Origin of the sequence: Chryseobacterium gotjawalense (genome assembly GCF_030012525.1) — a bacterium.
In the GTDB taxonomy this organism is placed as follows: domain Bacteria; phylum Bacteroidota; class Bacteroidia; order Flavobacteriales; family Weeksellaceae; genus Kaistella; species Kaistella gotjawalense.
Genome location: NZ_CP124855.1, coordinates 1,738,920 through 1,761,107 on the forward strand (window position 1 = coordinate 1,738,920; position 22,188 = coordinate 1,761,107).

The 22,188-nt window shown below is 36.6% G+C and carries 23 protein-coding genes and 1 riboswitch; of the genes, 6 read left to right on the forward strand and 17 right to left on the reverse strand.

Annotated elements, in window-relative coordinates; all coding sequences use genetic code 11:
* Positions 1–7: 7 nt before the first annotated feature.
* The 5 genes from QGN23_RS07915 to QGN23_RS07935 all read right to left on the reverse strand — a co-directional run bounded on the left by QGN23_RS07915 (position 8) and on the right by QGN23_RS07935 (position 4,307).
* A complete protein-coding gene (locus QGN23_RS07915; protein WP_282903800.1) occupies positions 8–136 on the reverse strand; it encodes a hypothetical protein in 129 nt (42 codons plus the stop codon).
* Positions 111–563, reverse strand: coding sequence for an IS200/IS605 family transposase (tnpA, locus tag QGN23_RS07920; protein ID WP_282903801.1), 453 nt, complete (start codon positions 561–563; stop codon positions 111–113). The genes QGN23_RS07915 and tnpA overlap by 26 nt, the downstream gene beginning before the upstream one ends.
* Positions 564–727: 164 nt before the next feature.
* Complete coding sequence (locus QGN23_RS07925; RefSeq protein ID WP_282903802.1) at positions 728–1,738, reverse strand: homocysteine S-methyltransferase family protein; 1,011 nt, start codon at positions 1,736–1,738, stop codon at positions 728–730.
* 90 nt (positions 1,739–1,828) lie between these two features.
* Complete coding sequence (locus QGN23_RS07930; protein WP_282903803.1) at positions 1,829–3,367, reverse strand: ACT domain-containing protein; 1,539 nt, start codon at positions 3,365–3,367, stop codon at positions 1,829–1,831.
* Positions 3,357–4,307 (reverse strand): alpha/beta fold hydrolase, encoded by a 951-nt coding sequence (locus tag QGN23_RS07935; protein ID WP_282903804.1) that lies wholly within the window; start codon positions 4,305–4,307, stop codon positions 3,357–3,359. The genes QGN23_RS07930 and QGN23_RS07935 overlap by 11 nt, the downstream gene beginning before the upstream one ends.
* Positions 4,308–4,360: 53 nt before the next feature.
* Positions 4,361–4,464, reverse strand: a riboswitch (SAM riboswitch).
* Positions 4,465–4,580: 116 nt separating this feature from the next.
* Here QGN23_RS07935 and QGN23_RS07940 point away from each other — a divergent pair.
* On the forward strand, positions 4,581–7,202 hold the full coding sequence (locus tag QGN23_RS07940; RefSeq protein WP_282903805.1) for an MGH1-like glycoside hydrolase domain-containing protein: 2,622 nt from the start codon (positions 4,581–4,583) through the stop codon (positions 7,200–7,202).
* A gap of 150 nt (positions 7,203–7,352) precedes the next feature.
* Here the strand turns inward: QGN23_RS07940 and QGN23_RS07945 are convergent, their stop codons facing one another.
* From QGN23_RS07945 to QGN23_RS07975, 7 genes are all read right to left on the reverse strand, one after another.
* Positions 7,353–7,781, reverse strand: a complete 429-nt coding sequence (locus QGN23_RS07945) for an OsmC family protein (RefSeq protein ID WP_282903806.1) — start codon at positions 7,779–7,781, stop codon at positions 7,353–7,355.
* Between the two features lie 124 nt (positions 7,782–7,905).
* Positions 7,906–9,228 (reverse strand): DUF58 domain-containing protein, encoded by a 1,323-nt coding sequence (locus tag QGN23_RS07950; protein WP_282903807.1) that lies wholly within the window; start codon positions 9,226–9,228, stop codon positions 7,906–7,908.
* Between the two features lie 35 nt (positions 9,229–9,263).
* Positions 9,264–10,271, reverse strand: a complete 1,008-nt coding sequence (locus tag QGN23_RS07955; protein WP_282903808.1) for an AAA family ATPase — start codon at positions 10,269–10,271, stop codon at positions 9,264–9,266.
* Between the two features lie 48 nt (positions 10,272–10,319).
* Positions 10,320–11,477 (reverse strand): DUF4350 domain-containing protein, encoded by a 1,158-nt coding sequence (locus QGN23_RS07960; RefSeq protein WP_282903809.1) that lies wholly within the window; start codon positions 11,475–11,477, stop codon positions 10,320–10,322.
* Positions 11,478–11,503: 26 nt separating this feature from the next.
* Positions 11,504–12,292, reverse strand: a complete 789-nt coding sequence (locus QGN23_RS07965) for a DUF4129 domain-containing protein (RefSeq protein ID WP_282903810.1) — start codon at positions 12,290–12,292, stop codon at positions 11,504–11,506.
* Complete coding sequence (locus tag QGN23_RS07970; protein ID WP_282903811.1) at positions 12,282–13,250, reverse strand: DUF4013 domain-containing protein; 969 nt, start codon at positions 13,248–13,250, stop codon at positions 12,282–12,284. Before QGN23_RS07970 ends, QGN23_RS07965 begins: the two co-directional genes overlap by 11 nt.
* Positions 13,207–14,211: a stage II sporulation protein M gene (locus QGN23_RS07975; protein ID WP_282903812.1), complete on the reverse strand. Its 1,005-nt coding sequence runs from the start codon at positions 14,209–14,211 to the stop codon at positions 13,207–13,209. The genes QGN23_RS07970 and QGN23_RS07975 overlap by 44 nt, the downstream gene beginning before the upstream one ends.
* Before the next feature lie 22 nt (positions 14,212–14,233).
* On the opposite strand from QGN23_RS07975, the gene QGN23_RS07980 reads away from it, so the two are divergent.
* Positions 14,234–14,986 carry an RDD family protein gene (locus QGN23_RS07980; RefSeq protein ID WP_282903813.1) on the forward strand — a complete coding sequence of 251 codons (753 nt, stop codon included), beginning with the start codon at positions 14,234–14,236 and terminating at the stop codon, positions 14,984–14,986.
* A 107-nt stretch (positions 14,987–15,093) separates the two neighbouring features.
* Complete coding sequence (locus QGN23_RS07985) at positions 15,094–15,384, forward strand: GNAT family N-acetyltransferase (RefSeq protein WP_282903814.1); 291 nt, start codon at positions 15,094–15,096, stop codon at positions 15,382–15,384.
* A 54-nt stretch (positions 15,385–15,438) separates the two neighbouring features.
* Here QGN23_RS07985 and speB read toward each other — a convergent pair whose 3' ends face one another.
* Positions 15,439–16,293 (reverse strand): agmatinase, encoded by an 855-nt coding sequence (speB, locus tag QGN23_RS07990; RefSeq protein WP_282903815.1) that lies wholly within the window; start codon positions 16,291–16,293, stop codon positions 15,439–15,441.
* A 140-nt stretch (positions 16,294–16,433) separates the two neighbouring features.
* On the opposite strand from speB, the gene QGN23_RS07995 reads away from it, so the two are divergent.
* Positions 16,434–17,093 (forward strand): HAD family hydrolase, encoded by a 660-nt coding sequence (locus tag QGN23_RS07995; protein ID WP_282903816.1) that lies wholly within the window; start codon positions 16,434–16,436, stop codon positions 17,091–17,093.
* 211 nt (positions 17,094–17,304) lie between these two features.
* Here the strand turns inward: QGN23_RS07995 and QGN23_RS08000 are convergent, their stop codons facing one another.
* The 3 genes from QGN23_RS08000 to QGN23_RS08010 all read right to left on the reverse strand — a co-directional run bounded on the left by QGN23_RS08000 (position 17,305) and on the right by QGN23_RS08010 (position 19,968).
* Entirely contained in the window at positions 17,305–18,696 is a 1,392-nt protein-coding gene (locus tag QGN23_RS08000; protein WP_282903817.1) for a type III PLP-dependent enzyme domain-containing protein, read from the reverse strand.
* 80 nt (positions 18,697–18,776) lie between these two features.
* The gene (locus QGN23_RS08005; protein WP_282903818.1) at positions 18,777–19,439 is read right to left on the reverse strand and encodes a thiamine diphosphokinase; all 663 of its coding nucleotides are present in this window, start codon (positions 19,437–19,439) and stop codon (positions 18,777–18,779) included.
* Complete coding sequence (locus QGN23_RS08010; protein ID WP_282903819.1) at positions 19,399–19,968, reverse strand: cob(I)yrinic acid a,c-diamide adenosyltransferase; 570 nt, start codon at positions 19,966–19,968, stop codon at positions 19,399–19,401. Before QGN23_RS08010 ends, QGN23_RS08005 begins: the two co-directional genes overlap by 41 nt.
* A gap of 219 nt (positions 19,969–20,187) precedes the next feature.
* Between QGN23_RS08010 and QGN23_RS08015 the strand changes: the two genes are divergently transcribed.
* On the forward strand, positions 20,188–20,673 hold the full coding sequence (locus QGN23_RS08015; RefSeq protein WP_282903820.1) for an RNA polymerase sigma factor: 486 nt from the start codon (positions 20,188–20,190) through the stop codon (positions 20,671–20,673).
* Between the two features lie 82 nt (positions 20,674–20,755).
* Positions 20,756–21,253, forward strand: a complete 498-nt coding sequence (locus QGN23_RS08020) for a hypothetical protein (RefSeq protein WP_282903821.1) — start codon at positions 20,756–20,758, stop codon at positions 21,251–21,253.
* 38 nt (positions 21,254–21,291) lie between these two features.
* Here QGN23_RS08020 and QGN23_RS08025 read toward each other — a convergent pair whose 3' ends face one another.
* Positions 21,292–22,131, reverse strand: coding sequence for an alpha/beta hydrolase family protein (locus QGN23_RS08025; protein ID WP_282903822.1), 840 nt, complete (start codon positions 22,129–22,131; stop codon positions 21,292–21,294).
* Positions 22,132–22,188: the final 57 nt, after the last annotated feature.

The following is a 22,188-nucleotide window of genomic DNA, read 5'->3' on the forward strand; positions in this document are numbered from 1 at the left end:
AATCTATTTAAAAGCCACGAAGTGGCGTAATCATCAACATTGGGTGCAGCCCAATGAAATCGATATGAGGTGGAATCAAAGCCACGAAGTGGCGCAATCCTTTCTCCCTCTCAATCCCAAATATATCTCTCATCATATTCAACATTATATTTCTTTAAAAATGCTAAAAATTCGTCCTGAAATGATTTCGTTTTGTGATGTTCTTCTTGGTTAATTATATAATTTTTCACAATTTCAATTTCCTTTGGATTTACAGAAAATGCTCCGTAGCCATTTTGCCAATAAAAGTTTTGGAAATCACTACCTTTTGTTTTAATCCATTTTGAAGAATGTGATTTTACCTCTTCTAATAATTTCATTAGTGTAATTTTTTTCGATAATAAACATAAGATATGCACGTGATCTCTATAACCTCCAACTTGAACTGGATCGCATTCCAGACCTTTACAAATACCTCCTAAATATTTAAACAGTTCTTCCTGTATTGCATCCGTTATCATAGGATTTCTGTGTTTGGTTGAAAAAACCAAATGCACATAAATTTTATTTAAAGATTGCCCCATTGTGTATATTTTTTAATTAACCATTTCATCGGTGACGTTAGATTTCGGTCTTTCAGACCTCTTCTAGTCATTTTCTCTAATTTTCATTGGGCGGCGCTCCGCTTACCCAATGCTTTTGATTTCGCCACTTCGTGGCTCTATGATCACATTCAATAATTATTGATCTAAGATTTTACACTAATTTTACGAGGCAGATAATCTTTCACCAAATCAGCGATGGCTTTGATGTGAGGCGGCGTTGTTCCGCAGCAACCACCGATGATATTGATTAAACCTTTCTCAGCATATTCTCTGATTTGTTCGGCCATAAATTCCGGGGATTCGTCGTATTGCCCGAAAGCGTTCGGAAGTCCTGCATTTGGATAGGCCGAAATATAAAAATCAGAATTATTGGAAAGTGTTTCCAAATATGGGGTGAGCTGCTCTGCACCAAGCGCGCAGTTGAAACCAACACTTAAAAGATTTAAATGTGAAACTGAGATGAGAAATGCTTCCGCAGTTTGTCCGCTTAGTGTCCGTCCGGAAGCGTCAGTAATCGTTCCGGAAACCATAATTGGAATTTTTATGTTTCTTTCTTCCTGAATTTCATCAATCGCGAAAAGTGCTGCTTTTGCATTCAGCGTATCGAAAACAGTTTCTACTAAAAGAATATCTGAACCGCCGTCTAAAAGTGCTTCTGACTGCTGTTTATAAGCAATTCTTAATTCATCAAAAGTAATTGCACGAAAACCCGGATCATTAACATCCGGACTTAAACTTGCGGTTTTATTGGTTGGACCGATTGATCCGGCGACAAATCTTGGTTTTTCGGGATTTTTTGTGGTGAATTCGTCGCATACTTTTCTTGCAATTTTTGCAGATTCATAATTGAGGTCGTAAACTAAATCCTCCATATGGTAATCAGCCATCGCGATGGTCGTTCCGGAAAAGGTGTTGGTTTCGATAATGTCGGCTCCGGCTTCCAGATATTTGCGGTGAACTTCTTCGATCGCCTGAGGCTGCGTAAGGGAAAGCAAATCATTGTTTCCCTTTAAAGGATGTTCCCAATTTATGAATCTTTCGCCGCGGTAATCTTCTTCTGAAAATTTATAGCGCTGCAGCATCGTTCCCATCGCACCATCGAGCACGAGAATTCTTTCGTTTAAAGCTTTATAAAGTGATGTTGTATTTTTCATCTTTTTTCTTTTTCCTATGAATGAATTCATAGGTTAATATATCGTTCGTCGCGCTGCGACTTGTTAAGTTTAAATAAATAAAAAAGGAACCTATTTGTTTTCCGACAATCTTAAAATATCTCCGAAAACGCCCCGAGCAGTTACTTTTGCACCTGCGCCGGCTCCCATAATGACAATGGGATTATCGCCATAACTTTCAGTATAGATTTCAAATATAGAATCTGAACCTTTTAACTGTCCAAGAGCAGAATGGGCAGGAACAGAAATCAACTGAACATCGAGCTCGCCTTTTTCCTGCTGCAAATCGCCATGCAAATCGCCGACGAAACGCAGAACATGATTTTCCTTCTGATTCTTTTTCAATTCTTCAAAATGCGCATCTAAAAGATTTAAATTGTTAAGAAATTCACGTTGATCAATCTTTGACAAATGTTCAGGAATTAGACTTTCAACATGGATGTCGCTAAATTCATTACTTAAATCGAGCTCTCTGGCCAGAATTAATAATTTTCGGGCGACATCATTTCCTGAAAGGTCTTCACGTGGATCGGGCTCTGTGAATCCTTGCTCCATTGCTTCTTTTAAAATCGTAGAAAATTTCTCATCCCGAACTGAAAAATTATTAAAAATATAACTGAGAGAACCGGAGAAAACGCCTTTAATCCTGGTAATATTTTCTCCCGACAAATGCAGTAATTTAATCGTATCAATTAACGGCAATCCAGCTCCAACATTTGTTTCATATAAATATTTTTTATTTCTCTTATTTAAAATACGTCGGAAATCCCGGTATTCAGAAATCGATAAAGTGTTGAAAATCTTGTTGGATGAAACCAGATCGAAACCGTTTTCTGCCAAGAGCGTATAGTTTTTTACAAAATCGGCACTTGCGGTATTATCGACGACGATTAGATTTTCGAGTTGATTAACTTGTGAAAACTGTATTAAAGAATCCATGTTCGATTCATGTTCCGCGACTAAAACATCCTGTTCCCAGTTTTCATTAAATCCACTTTTATTAAAAGCAATTTTTCGGGAATTTGCCACCGCAATAATTTTTAAATCGAGATTTTTACGACTTCGAATTTCTTTTGAATTTTTTAAAACCTGCTCAATTAATGTCGATCCCACTTTGCCATGTCCGATCACCGCTAAATGAACCGTTTTAGGTTTTAAATTAATTTCGGCTTCGATGATGTTTTTCGCTTTCTCGTCCTGCAAAGAAGTGACCACGATATTTACTCTATTTTCAGCCGCAATCTGATTGAGAATCAAAGGGAAAATATTATTCCGCGCCAATTCCGACATGATCTTATTAAAATCCTGCGCGACAAATCCTAAAACAGAAACATTATTAATGCTGAAAATCTGACTTACTTTTCCGGATTTTCTTTCTTTTTCAAATTCATCGATCAAACAGTTCACCGCTTTTTCGGAATCACTTTCGTTCACCAAAACTGAAATCCCGTTTTCTATTGCCTGCTGGGAAATAACGCCCACGCTGATTCTCGCGTAAGTCAGTGCTTTGAATATTCTGCCGTCGATACCGACTTCGCCTGAGAAATCTTTTCCTTCAAATTTGATGATGGATCTGTTTTTTAAAATCTTTATTTCGGTTTTATTTTTCATGAATGATGGTATTTAAAATTTGATTAAGTTGATCGTATTCCATTAAAAAGGCATCGTGACCATGAATGGATTTTATTTCGTGATAGTAAGTATTTGATTTTGACTCGTGTAAAAATTCATAACATTTTTGCATTTCAAAAGCAGGAAAAAACAAATCGGAATCGACAGCGATGAGATGAATATTGGCTGTAATTTCCTTTAGTTTTTTTTCATCTGTATTAATGGTCATCAGCAGATGATTCATTAACCGATAAGCATTTAGACTAAATCTTTCGTTTAATTTTTCACCGTGGAAATTGAGCCAATCGTGGGATTTAAGAATCTGCTTTTCTGCATGCATTTCATTTTTAAATCTTTCATTTAAAGATGCCGGCGTCCGGTAACACAACATGGCGTGGATTCTGGCTTTTTGCAAAGGTCGATCAGGCTGATTCAATAAAAATTGCTGAACCAAACACTGCGCATGCAACCAGTCGGCGGTTTTATAATCACACGCAACCGGAATGAAATTTTCGGCCAAGTTGGGTTTTAATGCTAACATTTCCCAACCGATCGCACCGCCTAAGGATCCTCCAATTAAAGTATGAAGTCTGGAAATATTTAAAAATGATAAACCTTTAAGGAAAATAGCGGCAATATCTTTTGGTGTAAAATTCTGCTCATTTTCAACTAAATTTCCGTCGAATCCATTTCCTGGAATATTAAAACAGATGACAGAATAAATATTCGTATCAATAATTTTATCCACTCCGATTAAAGAATTCCACCAACCATTTTCACCGGCAACATTAGAATTTCCGGTTAAAGCATGGTTGACTAAAACGATTGGGGCAGAATATAAATCTTTACCAAATAATTGATACGACAAATCGACATCAAGGATTTTTCCTGATACTAACTGGTGGTTTTTGAGTTTGAGATGTTGTAGCGAAGTTTTCAATTTTTCTTAAAATTAAAATTGAAAATGCTACCTGAGAAAGGTAAAATAGGATTCTGTTATCTCTTCCCAAATCGGGATAGAATGTAGCACCTTCTCCGTTTCCGAAGGGTTGCCAAGGTTTCATCGAGTCTAATCTCTCCACCTTTCTTAATAACATTTTCAAATATGTAAATGAACTTATTTCAGTGCAAAGGAAAGCATTAAAATATAACCTCACAAATTTTAGGAATCTATTTTATTCCTTAATTTCGCACCAGAAATTATTTTAGAAAGATGACGGAGAAAGAAAGAATGCTCGATGAGAACTGGAAAACGTGGGGACCTTACGTAAGTAACAGACAATGGGGGACGGTTCGGGAAGATTACAGCAATGATGGAAATGCCTGGGGATATACAACTTACAACCAGGCCATCAGCAGAGCTTATCGCTGGAGTGAAGACGGGATCGCAGGAATCTGTGACTCGAAGCAGCGCTTATGTTTTGCTTTTTCATTTTGGAACCGCAAAGACAAAATGATCAAAGAACGTTTCTTTGGATTGAGTAATCATGAAGGAAATCATGGCGAGGATTTAAAAGAACTCTACTATTATCTTGACAATACACCGACCCATTCCTATATGAAAATGGTGTATAAATATCCAATCAGGGAATTCCCTTACGACCATTTAATTGCAGAAAACGGAAGAAGATCTAAGCATGATCCGGAATTTGAGTTGATCGATACCGGAATATTTAATGACAATAATTACTTTGATTTATTCATTGAATATGCTAAAATAAATCATGATGATTATCTGATCCGTGTCACTGCAGTAAACCGGAGCGGTAACAAAGCACCGCTTGTTATTTTGCCAACCATCTGGTTTAGAAACAATTGGAACTGGGATTACGGCGATTATGAACCTCAGCTAAAATCTTCGGCGACTGGCGACATTGAGATTCATCATGAATCTTTACCCGTAATAAAACTATATTCCCGGGACCAAAATACAGAAGCCCTTTTTTGCAATAACGAAAGTAATCCGGCTAAAATTCATGGTGCGAGCAGTGAACCAAAATACTACAAAGACGGCATCAATAATTTTTTGATCCATAATGACAGAAATTCAGTAAATCCTGACCAAGCGGGAACTAAAGCCTGTTTCGTAATCGATACAGAAATTGAAGCCGGAGAAAGCAAAACATTCGATTTCCGATTGAGTCCGCATGATATGAAAAATGCTTTCTTTGACTTCGACGACGTTTTTAGTTTAAGAAAAAAAGAAGCCGACGAATATTACGAAGTAATCCAAAAAGAGATTACCGATGAAGAAGAAAAACTGATTCAAAGACAGGCATTTGCAGGATTATTATGGAACAAGCAATTCTACCATTATAATGTTTCTAAATGGCTGAAAGGAAATCCAAAACAGAATGCCCCACGAAATTTCAACCATCATGTGAGAAATAAAGAATGGGAACACATGCAGAATAAGGATATCATTTCGATGCCCGACAAATGGGAATATCCGTGGTTTGCGACGTGGGATTTGGCATTTCACTGCGTCCCGTTTGCCATTCTGGATTCAGGTTTTGCGAAACAACAGTTAAGGCTACTCACGAAAGAATGGTATATTCACCCGAACGGACAATTGCCGGCTTACGAGTGGGATTTCAGCGACGTCAATCCGCCTGTTCATGCGTGGTCGACTTTCCGGGTTTTTAAAATTGACCAGATGATTAACGGAAAACCCGATGTTCCTTTTCTGGAAAGTGTTTTTCAAAAATTATTATTGAATTTTACCTGGTGGGTCAACCGAAAAGACAAAAAAGGAAACAATGTCTTTGGCGGCGGCTTTTTAGGCTTGGATAATATCGGTGCTTTTGACCGGAATATGGAATTCAAAAATGGCGACCATTTAGAGCAGGCCGACGGAACAAGCTGGATGGCGATGTTTGCCTTGAATATGATGCGCATCGCTATGGAATTGGCACAGTACAATCCGATTTATGAAGATATGGCCATTAAATTCTTTGAGCATTATTTATATATCGCCGAAGCCATGGAAAATATCGGCGAAACGAAAAACGGTTTATGGAATGACGAAGACGGTTTTTTCTATGATCTTTTACAGTTAAACAATGGCGATTCTATTTCATTAAAGCTGAGAAGTATCGTTGGGTTAATTCCTTTGTTTGCCGTAGAAATTGTAGAACACAGCATGTTGCTAAAACTTCCGAATTTCCTGGATAGAATGCAGTGGATTCTTAAAAACAAACCGCATTTGGCAGATTTGGTTTCGCATTGGGAAATGGAAGGAAAAGATGGTAAACACATGATGAGTATTCTGCGGAAAACAAGACTGAAAAGGGTTTTGAGCAGAATGGTCGATGAAAATGAATTCCTGTCTGATTACGGAATTCGGTCGATGTCGAAAGTTTATGAAAATGAGCCTTATTTATTTACTGTCGACGGCAAAGATTTTAAAGTTAAATATACCGCAGCCGAAAGTGACAGCAGTATGTTCGGCGGAAACAGCAACTGGCGCGGTCCGATTTGGTTCCCGATTAACTTCCTGATTGTGGAAAGTTTACAGCGTTTTCATTATTATTATGGCGACAGTTTGCAAATTGAATATCCGACCAACAGCGGACAAAGCCGCAATCTTGATTTTGTGGCGACTGATTTGAGCAAACGGCTCTATTCTATTTTCAGTAAAGATGAAAACGGAAACCGACCTTTCAATGGTGGAAATGATCTGTTGAACCACAATGAATTTTTCAAAAACTACATTATGTTTCACGAATATTTCAACGGTGATACGGGCGAAGGAATCGGCGCTTCTCACCAAACCGGCTGGACGGCGACGATTGCAAAATTAATACAGCCAAGAATGGGCTCCAGGCCGAGATAAATTTTAGAAAAGAAAAATTTTTACCGCAAAAGCAACAAAAGAATACAGTAGGTATTAAGTTATCCAAAAGTTTGCAAGAGTGAACACTTATTTCATTTTTACAAAATTTTGATTTAATATCTTTCAGAATTCCTTTTTTGCGGTAAAATATTATAAACCCACTTTTTCTCCATTCACAAAAACCTCGTAATTCACCGTCACATTGGGTTCCAGAGTCTTAGAAACCGAACAGTATTTTTCGAAAGATAATGCAGCGGCGCGTTCTGCTTTTTTCGGCTCGATGTTTCCGTCAACAAAAAACTTCACCAAAATGGTTTTAAATGGTTTCGCTTCGTCAACCTGAATTCTTTCACCAACCACTTCTGCAGAAAATTTGGTAATTTCCTGTCTTTGCTTTTTCAAAATCGAAACCATGTCGATTCCGCTGCAACCGGCAACAGCCATTAAAAGAGTTTCCATAGGAGAAACGCCTTTCGTTCCTTCAGATTGCGACGTATTGTCTAAAAGAATTTTGTTGCCTAGCGAATTGGTACATTCGAACAAATAATCGTCGTTGATTCTATTAAGGGTAATTTTCATATCTCAAATTTATTAAAACTTTATTGGATTTCTATAAAAAAGCCAGTACACAAAAGCGATTTGCTCGTTTTTCACACTGAAACTTTGGTCTCTTTTGCGGTAAAATATATCATGTTTAAAAAAATCACAAAATCCCTCTCGCTTTAATTTCCAAATATTTATTGATGACTTCGATATTCAAATTTTCAGGTAAAGTATAAACCGTGTAAATTCCATACTTCCGAAGTTCCTGAATAATTAATTTCTTTTCGTACTCAAATTTTTCAGCGATGATCTCATCATACACTTCCTGAATGTTTTCCGGATTGGTATTGATTAAACTCTGAAGTTCAGCATTTTTAAAGAAAACAATCACCAACAAATGATTTTTCGCAATTCCGCGGAGGTATTTCATCTGTCGGTTTACCGCATCCAAAGTTTCAAAATTGGTAAAAAGAAGGATCAAACTTCTTTGCCCAACCGTATATTTCACATCCTGATACAATCTACTGAAATCACTTTCGAAAAAATTAGTTTGAATATTATAAAGCGCTTCCGAAATCTTTTTCAACTGTCCGGATTTATTGTCGGCAGCAACTTTATGTTCCGTTTTTTTGGAGAAAGTCATCATTCCGGCGCGGTCATTTTTTTTGAGAATAATATGACTTAAAGCCATGGTTGCATTGATGGAATAATCGAGTAAACTTAATCCATTAAAAGGCATTTGCATCGTTCTGCCATTATCGATCAACATGAAAATCCGTTGCGATTTCTCGTCCTGAAACTGATTCACCATCAACTGATTTCTTTTCGAAGTCGCTTTCCAGTTAATTGTTCGCACGTCATCGCCGGGCACATATTCTTTGATTTGTTCAAATTCCATCGTGTGACCCAATTTCCGGATCTTTTTAATTCCACCTAAAAGAAATTCGTTCTGAAGCGCCATCAGTTCATATTTTCTTAAATGAATAAAAGACGGATAACTCGGCAACACGGCATCTTTCTGATAAGTAAATCTTCTGGAAACCAATCCCAAAGGCGATTCTACAAAAACATTGAGGTTTCCAAAATTGTATTCACCGCGTTCTTTCGGTTCGAGCAGATATTCAAAAAGAATATTTTTATTTGGTTTAATGATTCTTTCAATATTGAAATCTCTCTTCTGAAACTGAAAAGGAATTTCATCAATCACTTTCGTTTTAATGGTAAACGGATAATTGTTTTTTAAATCTACTTTTATAGAATTCTGATCGCCGTTTGATAACTTTTCAGGTAAAATTCTTTGCGCTTGAACGGCATTTTTTTGATTAAATAAAAGCATATAATCAACGATAAATACGATGAGAATTAACACCAAAATCCCATGCGCAACCCACATTAAAACAGGAAAGAAAAATGCCAGAACGTAAGTAATTCCCACAGCGAAAAGCGCGTAGAAAAGACGGTTGTTAAGGTATAGGTTTTTCATTTTTTACTGTTTTAATATTTTCACCACAAAATATATTACCTCGGAATTTCAATCGCCTCCAAAATCTGGCGGATAATTTCGTCAGCCGTTAAACCTTCCATTTCACGTTCCGGGGAAACCATCACGCGGTGGCGAAGAACGGCATAACTTGCTTCTTTGATATCTTCCGGCGTTACAAAATCTCGTCCGCGAACTGCTGCAAATGATTTCGAAGCCGTCAGCAAGGCCAAACTCGCTCTAGGCGACGCACCCAAATAAAGGAATTGATTTTCTCTTGTATTCACAATAATTTTTGCAATATATTCCAACAGCTGAGTTTCTACAACAACGTCTTTTACCAATTGCTGATAGGACTTCAACTGCGCTCCGGTAATCACTTTCTGTACGGCATCGGTTTTATCTTCCAGTTTATTTTCATGCTGATTTTTAATGATTTCTATTTCTTGTGAAAGATTCGGGTAACCAACATTAATTTTAAATAAAAAACGGTCGAGTTGGGCTTCCGGAAGGCGATACGTTCCTTCATGCTCAATTGGATTCTGAGTGGCGACGACCAAAAAAGGTTCCTGCATTTCGTACTGTTTCCCATCCATCGTGATCTGGCGTTCTTCCATCACTTCAAATAAAGCGGCTTGGGTTTTCGCCGGCGAACGGTTAATTTCATCAATCAAAATAAAACTGGAGAATATCGGTCCTTTTTTGAATTCAAATTCAGAATTTTTAACATTAAAAATTGAGGTTCCCAAAATATCAGACGGCATCAAATCCGGTGTAAACTGAATTCTGCTGAAACCGACCTCTACCGTTTTCGCCAATAATTTTGCCGTAATGGTTTTTGCAACTCCCGGAACGCCTTCAATCAAAACGTGACCGTTGGATAAAAGTGCGACCAATAAATGTTCGATCATCGATTCCTGACCGATAATCACTTTCCCTATTTCGGTTTTTACACGTTCCAAACTTTGTTGAAGTTCGGTCATATCCAATCGCGGTTGAAATTCGGTATTTAGATTTTCTTGATTTTGAGTTACAAAATTTTCCATAATTATTTTGGGTTGAATGGTCTTTTTTTTTATTAAAGTCGATGCATTTTATTGTAAAATTCCGTCTAACAATGTATTCATTTTTATTAAATCCTCTTTCATCACGCTGGCGTAAGGATCCTGTCCTTTCTTAATCAATTCGGTGGCTTCTGTAATTTCCTCTACACTTTTCCCGGTTTTCAGATGGAGAAGATGAATGAATTTCTCATCTAAATCTTTGGTATCGATTAACAGATCCATTCTCACCCGATTGAGAAAATACTGCGCTTTTTTTGCCATCATATCATGGAAATCTCCTTCCTGTAAATATAAATTCCCGATGCTTTTTACAAATTCGACCGACTTATTTTTCTTGGGTTCAATAATGGGAACAATTCTCTGTTTGCGTTTTGCATTGAAAATGATAAATAATAAAAGTCCGCCTAAAAACAACCACCATGCATAACGCAGTGCGGGTTTCGACAAAATAAAACGCAGTGGCGACCGGGATTCTGTTCTGTTTTTATTGGCTCCAGAAAACCAAACCGTTTCCCGGTCCGGAAGATAAGAAAATACATCCTGAACATATTTTTCATTCCCGGGCTTTAGCAAATAATAATTAGTTAAAATCAATGGTTCTGCATGTAAATAAAGATTTCCTTTGCCGTGACGGACTTTAATAAAATTTGCCATTTTGCTGTCACTTTCTTCTTTCCCTAAGATTTCATCGCGTTTAAGAATAAGTTCAAATCCTTTTCCAGACGGTAATTTATCGACTTTCAAAGAATCCTGAGCGAATTTTTCGTCGGTCAACAATAACAGGTTAGAACCTTCGTAACTTATTCTTGAAGGTGAAAACCCGAGCGAGTCCGCCACTTTTTTATTGAAAGAACCTGAAATGATCAATGCATCGGATCCGTTTTCGATGTTCTGCAGAATTTTATTCCAGGATTCCGAATCGATTTCTGACTGGACGATTAAAATATTATGAGGTTTTAATTTTTGCGTTTTATAGAAATCATAAGGTGAAAGATCGGTTCGCTGTACTTTATTTTTTAAAAGGTGATCCACTTCTTTGCTAAAGATAAACAAACCAAAAGGCGATTTTTCATTAACATCAAAATTCTTGCGCCAATCGGTAACGTCGGATTTCGTCAGTTCCAGCAACGCCAAAACCGCCATCACGATGATGAAAATCAAGCCATATAATTTGAATGTTTTATTCATGTTTCAATAGATCCCGTTGAGATTTTCTATATCTTAAAATTTAAAAATTTCTGTTTAAAATAAAGATAATTCTCTTCATTAACCTCAAATTCGCCATACCAGACATACTCAAAAACGTAAGCCAGTTCTTTAAAACCTGCTTTTAGATCTTTTACTTTTAATTCTGAAAGATAATCTTTATTGGTTTTTTCGGGATTCCAGGTAATCAGTTTTTTATCGGCCAGTTTCTTTAAAACCAATAAAAACTGATAACGGATCGCGGAACGGTACTCTTTCTGTCTTTCGAATTTTTCAATGCTTTCACTAAAATTTATTTCATGGATATTCTCGTGAAGATCCTGATTTTCAATCTTAATTTTTGTTTTCTTTTTGCTGAAAAAGAAATTGCCGTCTTTGCCCAGCAAAAATTTAATTAAAAAATAGAGGACAAAACCACTGATAATAACAGCAAAAATCCGCATCAAATTTTCTGCATACTTTTCGGATTTGTTCGGATCGACTTTTCCAAAAACAGCTTCCAGAATTTTACGAATCCTTTTCTGAATTTTTTGCCACAGCGATTCTCTGGGTTTTACCGTCGTGTAATCATAATCTGAACCTTTATATTTGGACTGAAATTTTTGATCAAAACTTTTTGGAAAAACAATATTATTGGTTGTAGGTTTTTCAAGCAATATAGAATCACTGTAATACTGATCATTAGAAGGGGTTGTGATAGAATCTGAAAAATGAGTAATCGGCGGTGGCGGAAGTTCCTGAGAATTTCCGGATATAAATTGTATTATAAAAAAGAAAAGAAGAATCCTAAATTTCATTAGTGCCAATGGTATCGATTTCTGATAAATCTATATTCCGGTGAAGGTCTGTGCGGCTGTCATAATACTGCAACCCGGAGTTTACAAAAATAACGTTGATCATTAAAAAAGAAAACAGAAGGGAAATTCCGTAAATGATAAAAATAAAAATTCCCATCGGACCTTCAAAAGGGTTTTGCTGCAGTTCTCCCGATTGCGGAACGGTCATCATCCCGCCAAAAATAAACATCATCGGTATCATCGTGAAAATGGACGAAACTGTTTGAATGATTAAATACATCACGACGGTGGAACCCCAATATTTCCAAAAAGGAGATTTTTCTCTGCCGTTTCGATAAGAGAACTGCGCTCTTACGGCATAACTCAAAGATTCAAAAAAACCTTTTCTGGTATTGAAATAATCGAACATTAAAAAATTAACGACGTTCATCAAAGCTGGTCCGACTAAAAATATCAGCAAAAATCCGATCAGGATAAACATCAACATCACCGAGAGCCCGAAAACGATCATTGCCAATGGCGTTACGATAAAAAGCAGTCCGAGAAACAATTTCAGAAACCGTCCGATATTGCTTTTCAAATCACTTAAAATATCGTCGGCTTTAATGTTTTTATCACCGGTTTCACTCAGTCTTTTCAGATACAGAATCGGGTAAGAATAGGAAACCATGGTGACGGCCAAAAACAGAATAAATACGATAGTGGAAACGAAAATAAGCATCGCCTGGTTTTCCTGAAAATAAGCCTCAAAATAATAATTCTGTCCGCTGGTATTGGAACCCATCATTTGTGAGAATAATTCACGATACCCCAAAACAAAAATCAGAACCATTAGAATTAATAAAATCCCATTGATTAAAAGATAATTTTTAAAGTAGTTTTTTCCGTGTTCTTTAAAAAAGGCAAACGTGTCGCTAATAAAGGTTCCGAAGTCCCGTTTCTGATAAAACTGCATCATGTATTCTTGTTTTTTTTGCTACTGAATATGGATAAATAAAATAATAATAACCGACCAATGAAAGCGTGCCGAAAATGATAAGTCCATTAATAATCCCCGGCATTAGCAGGGCGTATCTTGTTACATAACCTTCGATAATTCCCGCGACAATCGTAAAGGGAACGGTACTTAAAAATATTTTAAAGGCATCTTTAAAACCTAATTTAAAGGAATTAAAACGCGAATAGGTTTTCGGAAATAAAATGGAAGCGCCTAAAATCAATCCTGCCATCGCCTCTACAACCATGCTGAAAATTTCGAAAACGCCGTGAAGCCAGATTCCACTCGCACTTTCTTTCAATGCTCCGTGTTCGTGAAAAAAATACTGAAATGAGCCGAGCATAATACTGTTCTGCAACAAAGCATACAAAGTGCCCACGCCACCGAAAACGCCATAAATAAAAAGAACCGCCCCAACTTTTAGGTTATTAAAAATAATCGCGATGGAACTTCCCCAATCCGAACCTTGCTGATAAACGCCTACCGCATTTCCCTTTTCAATATTCTCAATCGTTGTATTGACATATTCATCACCCAAAATAACTCTGACAAATTCTTTATCGTAATACGCTGAAATAAAACCGATTAACGTAAACAAAATAAAAAACCCGAACGCATAAAACAAATACCGTCGGTACTGATGAACCAAAAGCGGAACTTCGGTTTTGAAAAACTCAAACAGGCGGTTTTGTTCGGCTCTTTTTGTTTTATAAATTCTTTGGAAAATAAGGGAAGAAAGATGGTTCAGGTAAACCGTGGTTTTGCTTTTGGGATAGTAAGTCTGTGCAAACGACAAATCATTCACCAAATTAATGTACAGCGAAGAGAGATCATCCGGATTTTTTTTAACTTTTCCCGCGATAACCTGCTCGATTCCCAACCATTTTTCTTTATTTTGTTTGATAAATGCAACCTCTCTCATGCGAGGCTAAAATAATAAAAATATGTCGCTGATTGCTATAAATACTTCACAAAATGTAAATATTAATTTCAATACGGCAAGTATTGGTGAAAGAATCCTGGCTTTCTTTATTGATATATTAATAAAAGCAGCCTATTTATTTGTTCTTTTTTTAGTGTTTTTCCGCATCTTAAATCTCGGTTCAGTCCTCGATGGTATGGACAATTGGTCAAGAATGGCGGTTATTCTCATCATCACTTTTCCGATTTATATTTACACTTTGGTATGCGAAAGTCTCATGGAAGGGCAAACTTTCGGCAAAAAAATCGTTAAAATAAAAGTGGTGAAAATCGACGGATTTCAGGCCGGCTTTGGCGATTATCTGATGCGCTGGTTTTTCCGTCTGATCGATGTTTTTTCCAACTCCGGCGTGGTCGGATTAATCAGCATGATTGTTTCAAAAAACAACCAGCGGTTGGGAGATATCGCTTCCGGAACGGCAGTTATTTCTTTAAAAAATGTAGTGAATATCTCTCACACGATTCTTGAAAACCTCAAAGAAGACTACGTCCCCCTTTTTCCACAAGTCATTGCCCTGACCGATAACGACGTGAGAATCATTAAAGAAAATTATCAAAAAGCACTGAAAATAGACGACAGACAAGTGGTTTCAAAACTTTCTACTAAAATTAAAGAAATCCTGAAATTAGAAATAGATCCAACGAAAATGACGGAGCGACAATTCATCAATGTCATCATCAAAGATTATAATTTCTACACGGGAAAAGATCTTTAATCTAAACCTTATGGTGCAGCGATTTTATCAAAACGAAAAACTGTATTTAAGCAGAAAAACGTCTTTTAATTTATTTTCCTTAAATTTAAAGAACAAAATCGATTATCATGAAATACGAAAATAACAGATCCGGAAACGGCGGCGTACTGATTTTAAGCAATGAAGACGACGAAGTAGGAAGACTGACCTACACGATTTTTCCAGAAGAAAATAAATTAATCATCTCCTTTGTTCTGGTTCATCCAAAATTCGAAGGTCGCGGAATGGGAAAATATTTAGTTGAAGAGGGCATCAAATTCGCCAGGGAAAACGACTGGAAAGTATATCCACACTGTTCCTATGCCCGTTCGGTAATGAAAAGGATGAAAGATGTGGATGACATTCTGCTGGAACGTTAAAAAACAAAACCCATAGAAAATCTATGGGTTTTATGTTTATCGGGGTTTAATTTTTTAATTCTTGCTGATATGATAATACGCCAACATTTTGTAATACAGCTTTGCAGCTAAGAACGCCGTAGGTTTTGGCATCGGAGAATCCATTAATTCTACGATATCAAAAGCAACCACATTGCATTTTTCAAATACTTTTCTCAGTAACTCCAAAGTTGGATACCATTGCAAACCGCCTGGTTCCGGAGTTCCTGTTGATGGCGCAATGGAAGGATCAAAAGCATCCAAATCAATCGTGATATAAACATTCCCTGAAACTTTTTCTAAAACGTCATTAATCCAGTTTTCGTTATTGGCGATTTGGTGCGCCCAAAAACACTGCTCTTTGTTCACATATTCCATTTCTTCAATATCCATGGAACGGATCCCGACCTGAACTAAATTATGTTTTTGGCTGGCTTCATAAACCGCGCAGGCATGATTAGACGTAGATCCGTGAAACTCCGGACGCAAATCGGTATGCGCATCCAATTGCAAAACCGTCAGGTTTTCATATTTTTCACCCACTGCGCGAATGGAGCCAATCGATACAGAATGTTCGCCGCCGAAAAGGGTAAATAATTTTCCGTCGTGGTTGAGAAGTTCTTTGGTTTTATTATAAACCGCTGCCGTCATCGCTTCCGGAGAAGATTTCTCGGTGATTTCCCCTGCGAGAAAAACGCCTTCCAAATAAGGTTCTGTACTGGTTTCGATGTCGTACAATTCCATATTTTCAGAAGCGTCTAAAAAAAGTTCCGGGCCTTTGTCAGCACCTTTTCCCCATGTAGAAGTTCCGTCATAAGGAACGGTTACCAGCATTACTTTCGAGGTTTCTAACTGAGCATTTTCTTCTGGAATATCGGCGTAGGTTTTCATGAGTTTTTAAATTTTAAATGATAAGTTTTCGATTTTCAAAGATAAGAAAATGCCTGATGCTATTTATTACCGTCATCTAAATCTTTAGTGAAAAATTCCGGAAACTCTGCAAAAACCCTTATTTTTACAAAAAACAATCAATGCCATTAAAAGCAGTTTTATTCGACATGGACGGTGTTATCGTTGATACCGAACCGCTTCACAGGAAAGCCTACTACCAGATGTTCGACGATTTGGGAATTGAAGTTTCCGAAGAGTTATACACGACCTTCACCGGTGCATCTACAAAAAAAGTTTCCAATACGCTTATCGAAAGGTTCAGACTTGAGAATACTCCCGAAGAATTAGCGGTTATTAAAAGAAAATATTTTAAACAGTATTTTTACAGCGATGCAGATTTTAATTTAATTCCGGGTGTCAAAAATCTGATTGAAAATTATTTTGAAAATAATATAAAACTTGTTTTGGCTTCGTCCGCCAGCATGACCACGATTGATATGGTTTTTGAAAAATTTGATTTGGGGAAATATTTTCTTGGAAAAATCAGTGGTGCCGATTTAAAGGAATCGAAACCTTATCCTGAAATCTTTCTTTTAGCCTCTGAAATCGCTGGCGAAAAAAGAGAAAGTTGCATGGTCATTGAAGATTCTACCAACGGAATCGTGGCAGCTCACTCCGCCGGGATTTTCTGTACCGCCTATAAAAGTGAACATTCCATCAATCAGAATTATGACAAAGCCAATCTGTTGATTTCTGATTTTTCAGAGATTGAGTTTGAAAAAATTATTAAATACTTTTAACGGAAAGTTGATTTTATTTTTTTTAATCTAAAGACATAAGCGGCGCAAAGTATTTTTAGAGAGGTTGCCTTTGAAAAAAAACCTGAAAGTTGTTTTAGCCCCGATGGAAACGGCATCCTTTTTCTTTTCACGACAGTGAAAGAAAAAGATATAGTGGACAGCGGGACCGAAAAATAAAAAGGAGCACCAATCTGGATGCTCCTTATTTATTTTAATATCCTAATAATTTTAAAACATCTTCCGGTTTTTGCTCTTCCCGGAAAACGGTATATAAAAAATTGCCTTCTTCATCTTTATCGATCAAAATATGTTTCGGCTGAGGCATCAAACAGTGGTGAACGCCGCCGTAACCGCCGATGGTTTCCTGATAGGCACCGGTATTGAAAAAACCGATATATAAAGGTTTTGTGTCGCTGAAAGTCGGTAAGTAAATCGCATTGGTATGCTGCTCGGAATTATAGTAATCGTCTGAATCACAAGTTAATCCGCCTAAGAAAACACGTTCATAGGTATCTTCCCAACGGTTGAGCGGAAGCATAATGAATTTGCGGGAAATCGCCCAGGTATCGGGCAAAGTGGTCATAAAAGAGGAGTCGATCATATCCCATTTTTCCCGGTCATTCTGGCGTTTTTGAGAGATAATTTTATAGAGATGTCCGCCACTTTCGCCAACGGTAAAACTGCCGAATTCGGTGTAGATGTTTGGCTCTTCTACGCCTTCTTCTTCACAGAATTTTTTGATTTGCGACACGATTTCATTCACCATATATTGGTAATCGTAATCGAAATTCAAAGAAGTTTTTATGGGAAAACCACCGCCGATATTCAAAGAATCCACTTCGGGAGCGATTTTTTTCAAACGTGCATAAACGCGCAGACATTTATAAAGTTCATTCCAATAGTAAGCCGTATCCTTGATTCCTGTATTGATGAAAAAGTGCAGCATTTTCAACCGCGCATTGGGATGGTCTGCAATTTTCTGGCTGTAATAAGGAATAATATCTTTGTATCCAATTCCTAATCTGGAAGTATAAAATTCGAATTTCGGTTCCTCTTCTGAAGCGATACGGATCCCGATATTGAAGGTAGAATCAATACTTTCCGTCAGTTTGTCGAGTTCCCGATAGTTATCGAGAATCGGTGTAATATTGTGAAAACCTTTATTAATTAAATCAGAGATTTTTGCTAAATAATCATCGGTTTTAAAACCGTTGCAAATCACTTCTACGCTCTTGTCAAATTTTCCTTTTTCATAAAGCGACCGTACGATATCAATATCGTAGGCTGAAGAAGTTTCCAGAGAAATATCATTTTTCAGTGCTTCTTCCAGTACAAAAGCAAAGTGGCTGGATTTGGTGCAGTAGCAATAGCGGTATTTTTTTTTGTAATCATTGATTTCAAAAGCTTCTTTGAACCAGGCTTTTGCACGCTGAATATTGGTAGATATTTTTGGCAGATAATTAAACTTCAAAGGCGTACCGAACTGTTCAATAACCTCCATCAAAGGAATGTCATGAAATTGAAGAGTATTATCCGCGACGTTAAATTCTTCGGTTGGAAAATACAAAGTTTGATCGATAAGTTCTGAATATTTAATTTTCATTTTGTTGCTGAAATTTTACAGTTTTAAAAATGCAAAGTTGAGGAAAAAAGTTGGGTTTTTATTTTAAAATTCCTTAAAAATTAGCGTTCGTCTGTTTTTCCCACAAAGACGACTAAATTTCCGCTTTCAAATTCAATGGTCACCTCCTCTTCTATAGCGAAATTTCGCGTTCCAACTCGGGAGGTAATATCTAAATTTTCGTTATTTAAAGGCCAGTTCAGACCTTTTGTCATCACCTTTTCTGCCAGAGGATACGGATATAACGAAATCATGCAATTCTTACAGTTTTCTAAGACTAATTTTTTCGGTGCAAAAAAATAGGTGGAAAATTCATCAAAAAAAGTAATCTTTAAATCATCTTTAAATAAAAATGCCACGGTTAGATTCCCTAAAAAATGATCCATTTCACCGCCACTTCCACCGTAAACATCGATCGTTTTAAATCCTTTTCCTTTGATAATCTCGAGTGATTTTTCAAAATCGGTTTTATCCTGATCCGGTGTGTAAATAAATTTATCGTGATAAATTTTTTCGTCTTTTCCGGAATGCGAATCGAAATCCCCTGAAATAAAATCGAGTTTTTCAAATGGGAAATCCATCTCTTTCAAATAATGAAACGCTCCATCGGAACAGGCAATTAATGAATAACCTTCTGTTTGCGGAAGATTTTTTGGCGGGATTCCGTTGATGAAAAGGAGTGCTTTATCGGTCATTTGGATTCCAGTATTCTTCAGTTTCCCCATTTATTTTTGAAACATAACGTGCCAAAACGAATAAATAATCGGAAAGCCGGTTCAGGTATTTGATGAGTTCCGGGCGAACTTCTTCAGATTCATTGAGGAAAACCAAACTGCGTTCTGCACGCCTGCAAACAGTTCTGCAAACATGAAGTGCCGTGGCAGATTTTCCGCCACCCGGAAGAATAAAATATTGCAAAGGCGCCAGTTCTTTCTCAAAAGCATCCATCCAATGTTCGAGTTCTTCAATTTCGGTATCGGTAATCATTAAAGCCAGGCGTGATTTACCGTTTGCTAAAGTTAATTTATCGGTAGGAGTTGCCGATTCTGAACCAACTGTAAATAAGTCAAACTGAATTTTTTTGAGTTGATTTAAAATTTCCTCTTCTATAATTTCACATTTCGCAACACCGATAAAAGAGTTGAGTTCATCGATCGTTCCGTAAGATTCTACTCTTGCGGACGCTTTGGAAACGCGGGTTCCGCCATACAGTGCAGTTTCGCCTTTGTCACCGGTTTTGGTGTAGATTTTCATTGGATTTACTTTGTTGTAAATTTAATGATTTTAAAAGAGTTGCCGTAATAAAGAATTTAATTATTTGACACGGTCAATTTTTTTTCACCCATTTTTGTAATAATTTTAGAATATTTGTATCCAATGTACAGAACCCAGAAAATTTGATTTTATTAACACCAAAACATTTCTAATGAAAAATCACAAATTCAAAATTGACCTTTACAAAATATTCAAAAGATGACTTACGATTTTGATCAACTTTATAAAGAGTTTTCTGCCAGAATATACAAATTATGTTTGAGTTACTCGGGTGAAAAATTATTTGCGGACGATCTTCACCAGGAAACGTGGATTTCAGTTTGGAACAGTTTGCCCAAATTCCGGAACGAAAGCAAAATTAGCACTTGGATTTACAGAATCGCCATCAACACTTGCTTGGTTGGAATTAAAAAGCAAAAAAACAAAGCGGAGAATTCTGAAGTGATTTTATCAAAACTCGTTCATGAAGAAACTTATGACAACTCTACGGAAATCAGCCGATTGTATGAATGCATCAGCAAATTAAAAGAAAGTGAGAGAATTATTATCACTTTGGTTTTGGAAGAAAAGCCTTACGAAGAAATCGCAGAAATCACCGGAATTACCGAGAATAATCTGCGTGTGAAAATTCACAGAATAAAAAAAGAACTTCAGGAAACATATATGAATTATGGAAGAATTTAACGAACTGGAAAACCTTTGGAAACAATCAGAAACCAAGGTTCCAACAAAAAACGCAAACATTTCAAAAATAAAAAACAATCGTATGAAACTGAAAAACACTTACACAAAAGGAGCAATATTACTGATGTTTATAGGGATTTTAATCTTGGTTTTAATGTTTTTTTTAGACGCCAAATTACAAACCACTCCTATTATTTCATCAATGGTCATTATTTCATCAACTTGTTTTCTTCAAGCGTTATTAATGCTTTTCACAGCAAATGAAATCAGTAAAATTGATGAAACTCAAACACCTGGTTTTCATTTGAAACAATGGCAGAATTTCAGAGCTTTTCAGAAAAAACAGAGATCTTGGAACATGCCTGTTTATTACACTTTACTAAGTATTGCACTGGGAGTTTATCTCTATGAATTACTAAAAAGTATAGATTTATGGAAGATGATTCTCGCTTTTGCGATCACTTATTCATGGATGCTTTTTGCTTATTTTTATCTCGGTAAAAAGGAAATTAAAAAACAGGATGCAAAATTAGACAACATCATTTCGGAGCTGAAAAATCTCGAAAATCAATTTCACTAATTTAAATAATTCCGGGAGCTAAAACTTCCGGATTTTTTTCAAAGTTCATCTAATGCAATCTTCCAAAGGCTTTTATTGAAACTTCTGAAAAAATTGATGTGTCCGATTTCGCCTTTTTCAGACTCGTAAACTTTAACTTCTCTGAATGTTGTTTTTAAATTTGGATAAACATTCTTCAGCAGATTTTTCATTCCTTTTTGAGTCACCCAAGTGTCATCTTCGGCGTGGATAATAAAGGTTTCCTGTTTTAATTCCAGAGCATGATTTTCTTTAATTTTTTCATAAAGTCTACTTGTGGATTTTTTATTTAAAATTAAAGTTTGCCAGTCGAAAGCAACTCCTTTGGGTAAAGATTCTCCCAAACCGAAGCGGTGTGCCGGGAAATATCCAAAAAAATGAGTCATCACCGGAAGTGCGATTCCGAAGCCCAGCAAAGCGGTAACCGCAACGCTGAAATTTAAATTTCCAATATAAGCGTCCTGCGTTCCTACAAAAATAAACTTCTTGAAATTAATCGAATACTCGTTCATCCCAAGAATTAAAGCACCAACGGAATGGCCTAAACAAAACTTGGTATAATCCGGATATTCCTTTTGAATAAAATCAGTAACCGCTTTAAAATCTAAAGTTCCCCATATTCTCATTGAGGCTTTGAAACCGCTCATTTTCTCTGGTTTAGACTCGCCGATTCCCCGATAATCGTAGGTGATGACGACAAATCCGTTTTCTGCCAAATATTTTGCAAAGGAAAAATAAATCTGCTGTTTCACTCCAGTTGCAGAATTAATGAGCAATAATTTTCCGTTTGAAGATTCCGGTTCGAAAATCTTTACGGAAAGGTGGATTTCATCCAGAGTATTTAAAGTAAGTTCTTTCATTTAATGAAAATTCCACCTTTCAATAAGTGGAATTGTTTTTTAAAAATATAAATTTTA

Coding starts and splice junctions, on each gene's coding strand:
- QGN23_RS07955 (WP_282903808.1), bottom strand. CDS start 10,271: ATGGAAAATTTTGTAACTCAAAATCAAGAAAATCTAAATACCGAATTT.
- QGN23_RS07985 (WP_282903814.1), top strand. CDS start 15,094: ATGAAATACGAAAATAACAGATCCGGAAACGGCGGCGTACTGATTTTA.
- QGN23_RS08000 (WP_282903817.1), bottom strand. CDS start 18,696: ATGAAAATTAAATATTCAGAACTTATCGATCAAACTTTGTATTTTCCA.
- QGN23_RS08015 (WP_282903820.1), top strand. CDS start 20,188: ATGACTTACGATTTTGATCAACTTTATAAAGAGTTTTCTGCCAGAATA.
- tnpA (WP_282903801.1), bottom strand. CDS start 563: ATGGGGCAATCTTTAAATAAAATTTATGTGCATTTGGTTTTTTCAACC.
- QGN23_RS08020 (WP_282903821.1), top strand. CDS start 20,756: ATGAAACTGAAAAACACTTACACAAAAGGAGCAATATTACTGATGTTT.
- QGN23_RS08010 (WP_282903819.1), bottom strand. CDS start 19,968: ATGAAAATCTACACCAAAACCGGTGACAAAGGCGAAACTGCACTGTAT.
- QGN23_RS08005 (WP_282903818.1), bottom strand. CDS start 19,439: ATGGGGAAACTGAAGAATACTGGAATCCAAATGACCGATAAAGCACTC.
- QGN23_RS07940 (WP_282903805.1), top strand. CDS start 4,581: ATGACGGAGAAAGAAAGAATGCTCGATGAGAACTGGAAAACGTGGGGA.
- QGN23_RS07930 (WP_282903803.1), bottom strand. CDS start 3,367: ATGAAAAATAAAACCGAAATAAAGATTTTAAAAAACAGATCCATCATC.
- QGN23_RS07980 (WP_282903813.1), top strand. CDS start 14,234: ATGTCGCTGATTGCTATAAATACTTCACAAAATGTAAATATTAATTTC.
- QGN23_RS07950 (WP_282903807.1), bottom strand. CDS start 9,228: ATGAAAAACCTATACCTTAACAACCGTCTTTTCTACGCGCTTTTCGCT.
- QGN23_RS07995 (WP_282903816.1), top strand. CDS start 16,434: ATGCCATTAAAAGCAGTTTTATTCGACATGGACGGTGTTATCGTTGAT.
- QGN23_RS07975 (WP_282903812.1), bottom strand. CDS start 14,211: ATGAGAGAGGTTGCATTTATCAAACAAAATAAAGAAAAATGGTTGGGA.
- QGN23_RS07960 (WP_282903809.1), bottom strand. CDS start 11,477: ATGAATAAAACATTCAAATTATATGGCTTGATTTTCATCATCGTGATG.
- speB (WP_282903815.1), bottom strand. CDS start 16,293: ATGAAAACCTACGCCGATATTCCAGAAGAAAATGCTCAGTTAGAAACC.
- QGN23_RS07915 (WP_282903800.1), bottom strand. CDS start 136: ATGATGAGAGATATATTTGGGATTGAGAGGGAGAAAGGATTGCGCCAC.
- QGN23_RS08025 (WP_282903822.1), bottom strand. CDS start 22,131: ATGAAAGAACTTACTTTAAATACTCTGGATGAAATCCACCTTTCCGTA.
- QGN23_RS07925 (WP_282903802.1), bottom strand. CDS start 1,738: ATGAAAAATACAACATCACTTTATAAAGCTTTAAACGAAAGAATTCTC.
- QGN23_RS07970 (WP_282903811.1), bottom strand. CDS start 13,250: ATGATGCAGTTTTATCAGAAACGGGACTTCGGAACCTTTATTAGCGAC.
- QGN23_RS07945 (WP_282903806.1), bottom strand. CDS start 7,781: ATGAAAATTACCCTTAATAGAATCAACGACGATTATTTGTTCGAATGT.
- QGN23_RS07965 (WP_282903810.1), bottom strand. CDS start 12,292: ATGAAATTTAGGATTCTTCTTTTCTTTTTTATAATACAATTTATATCC.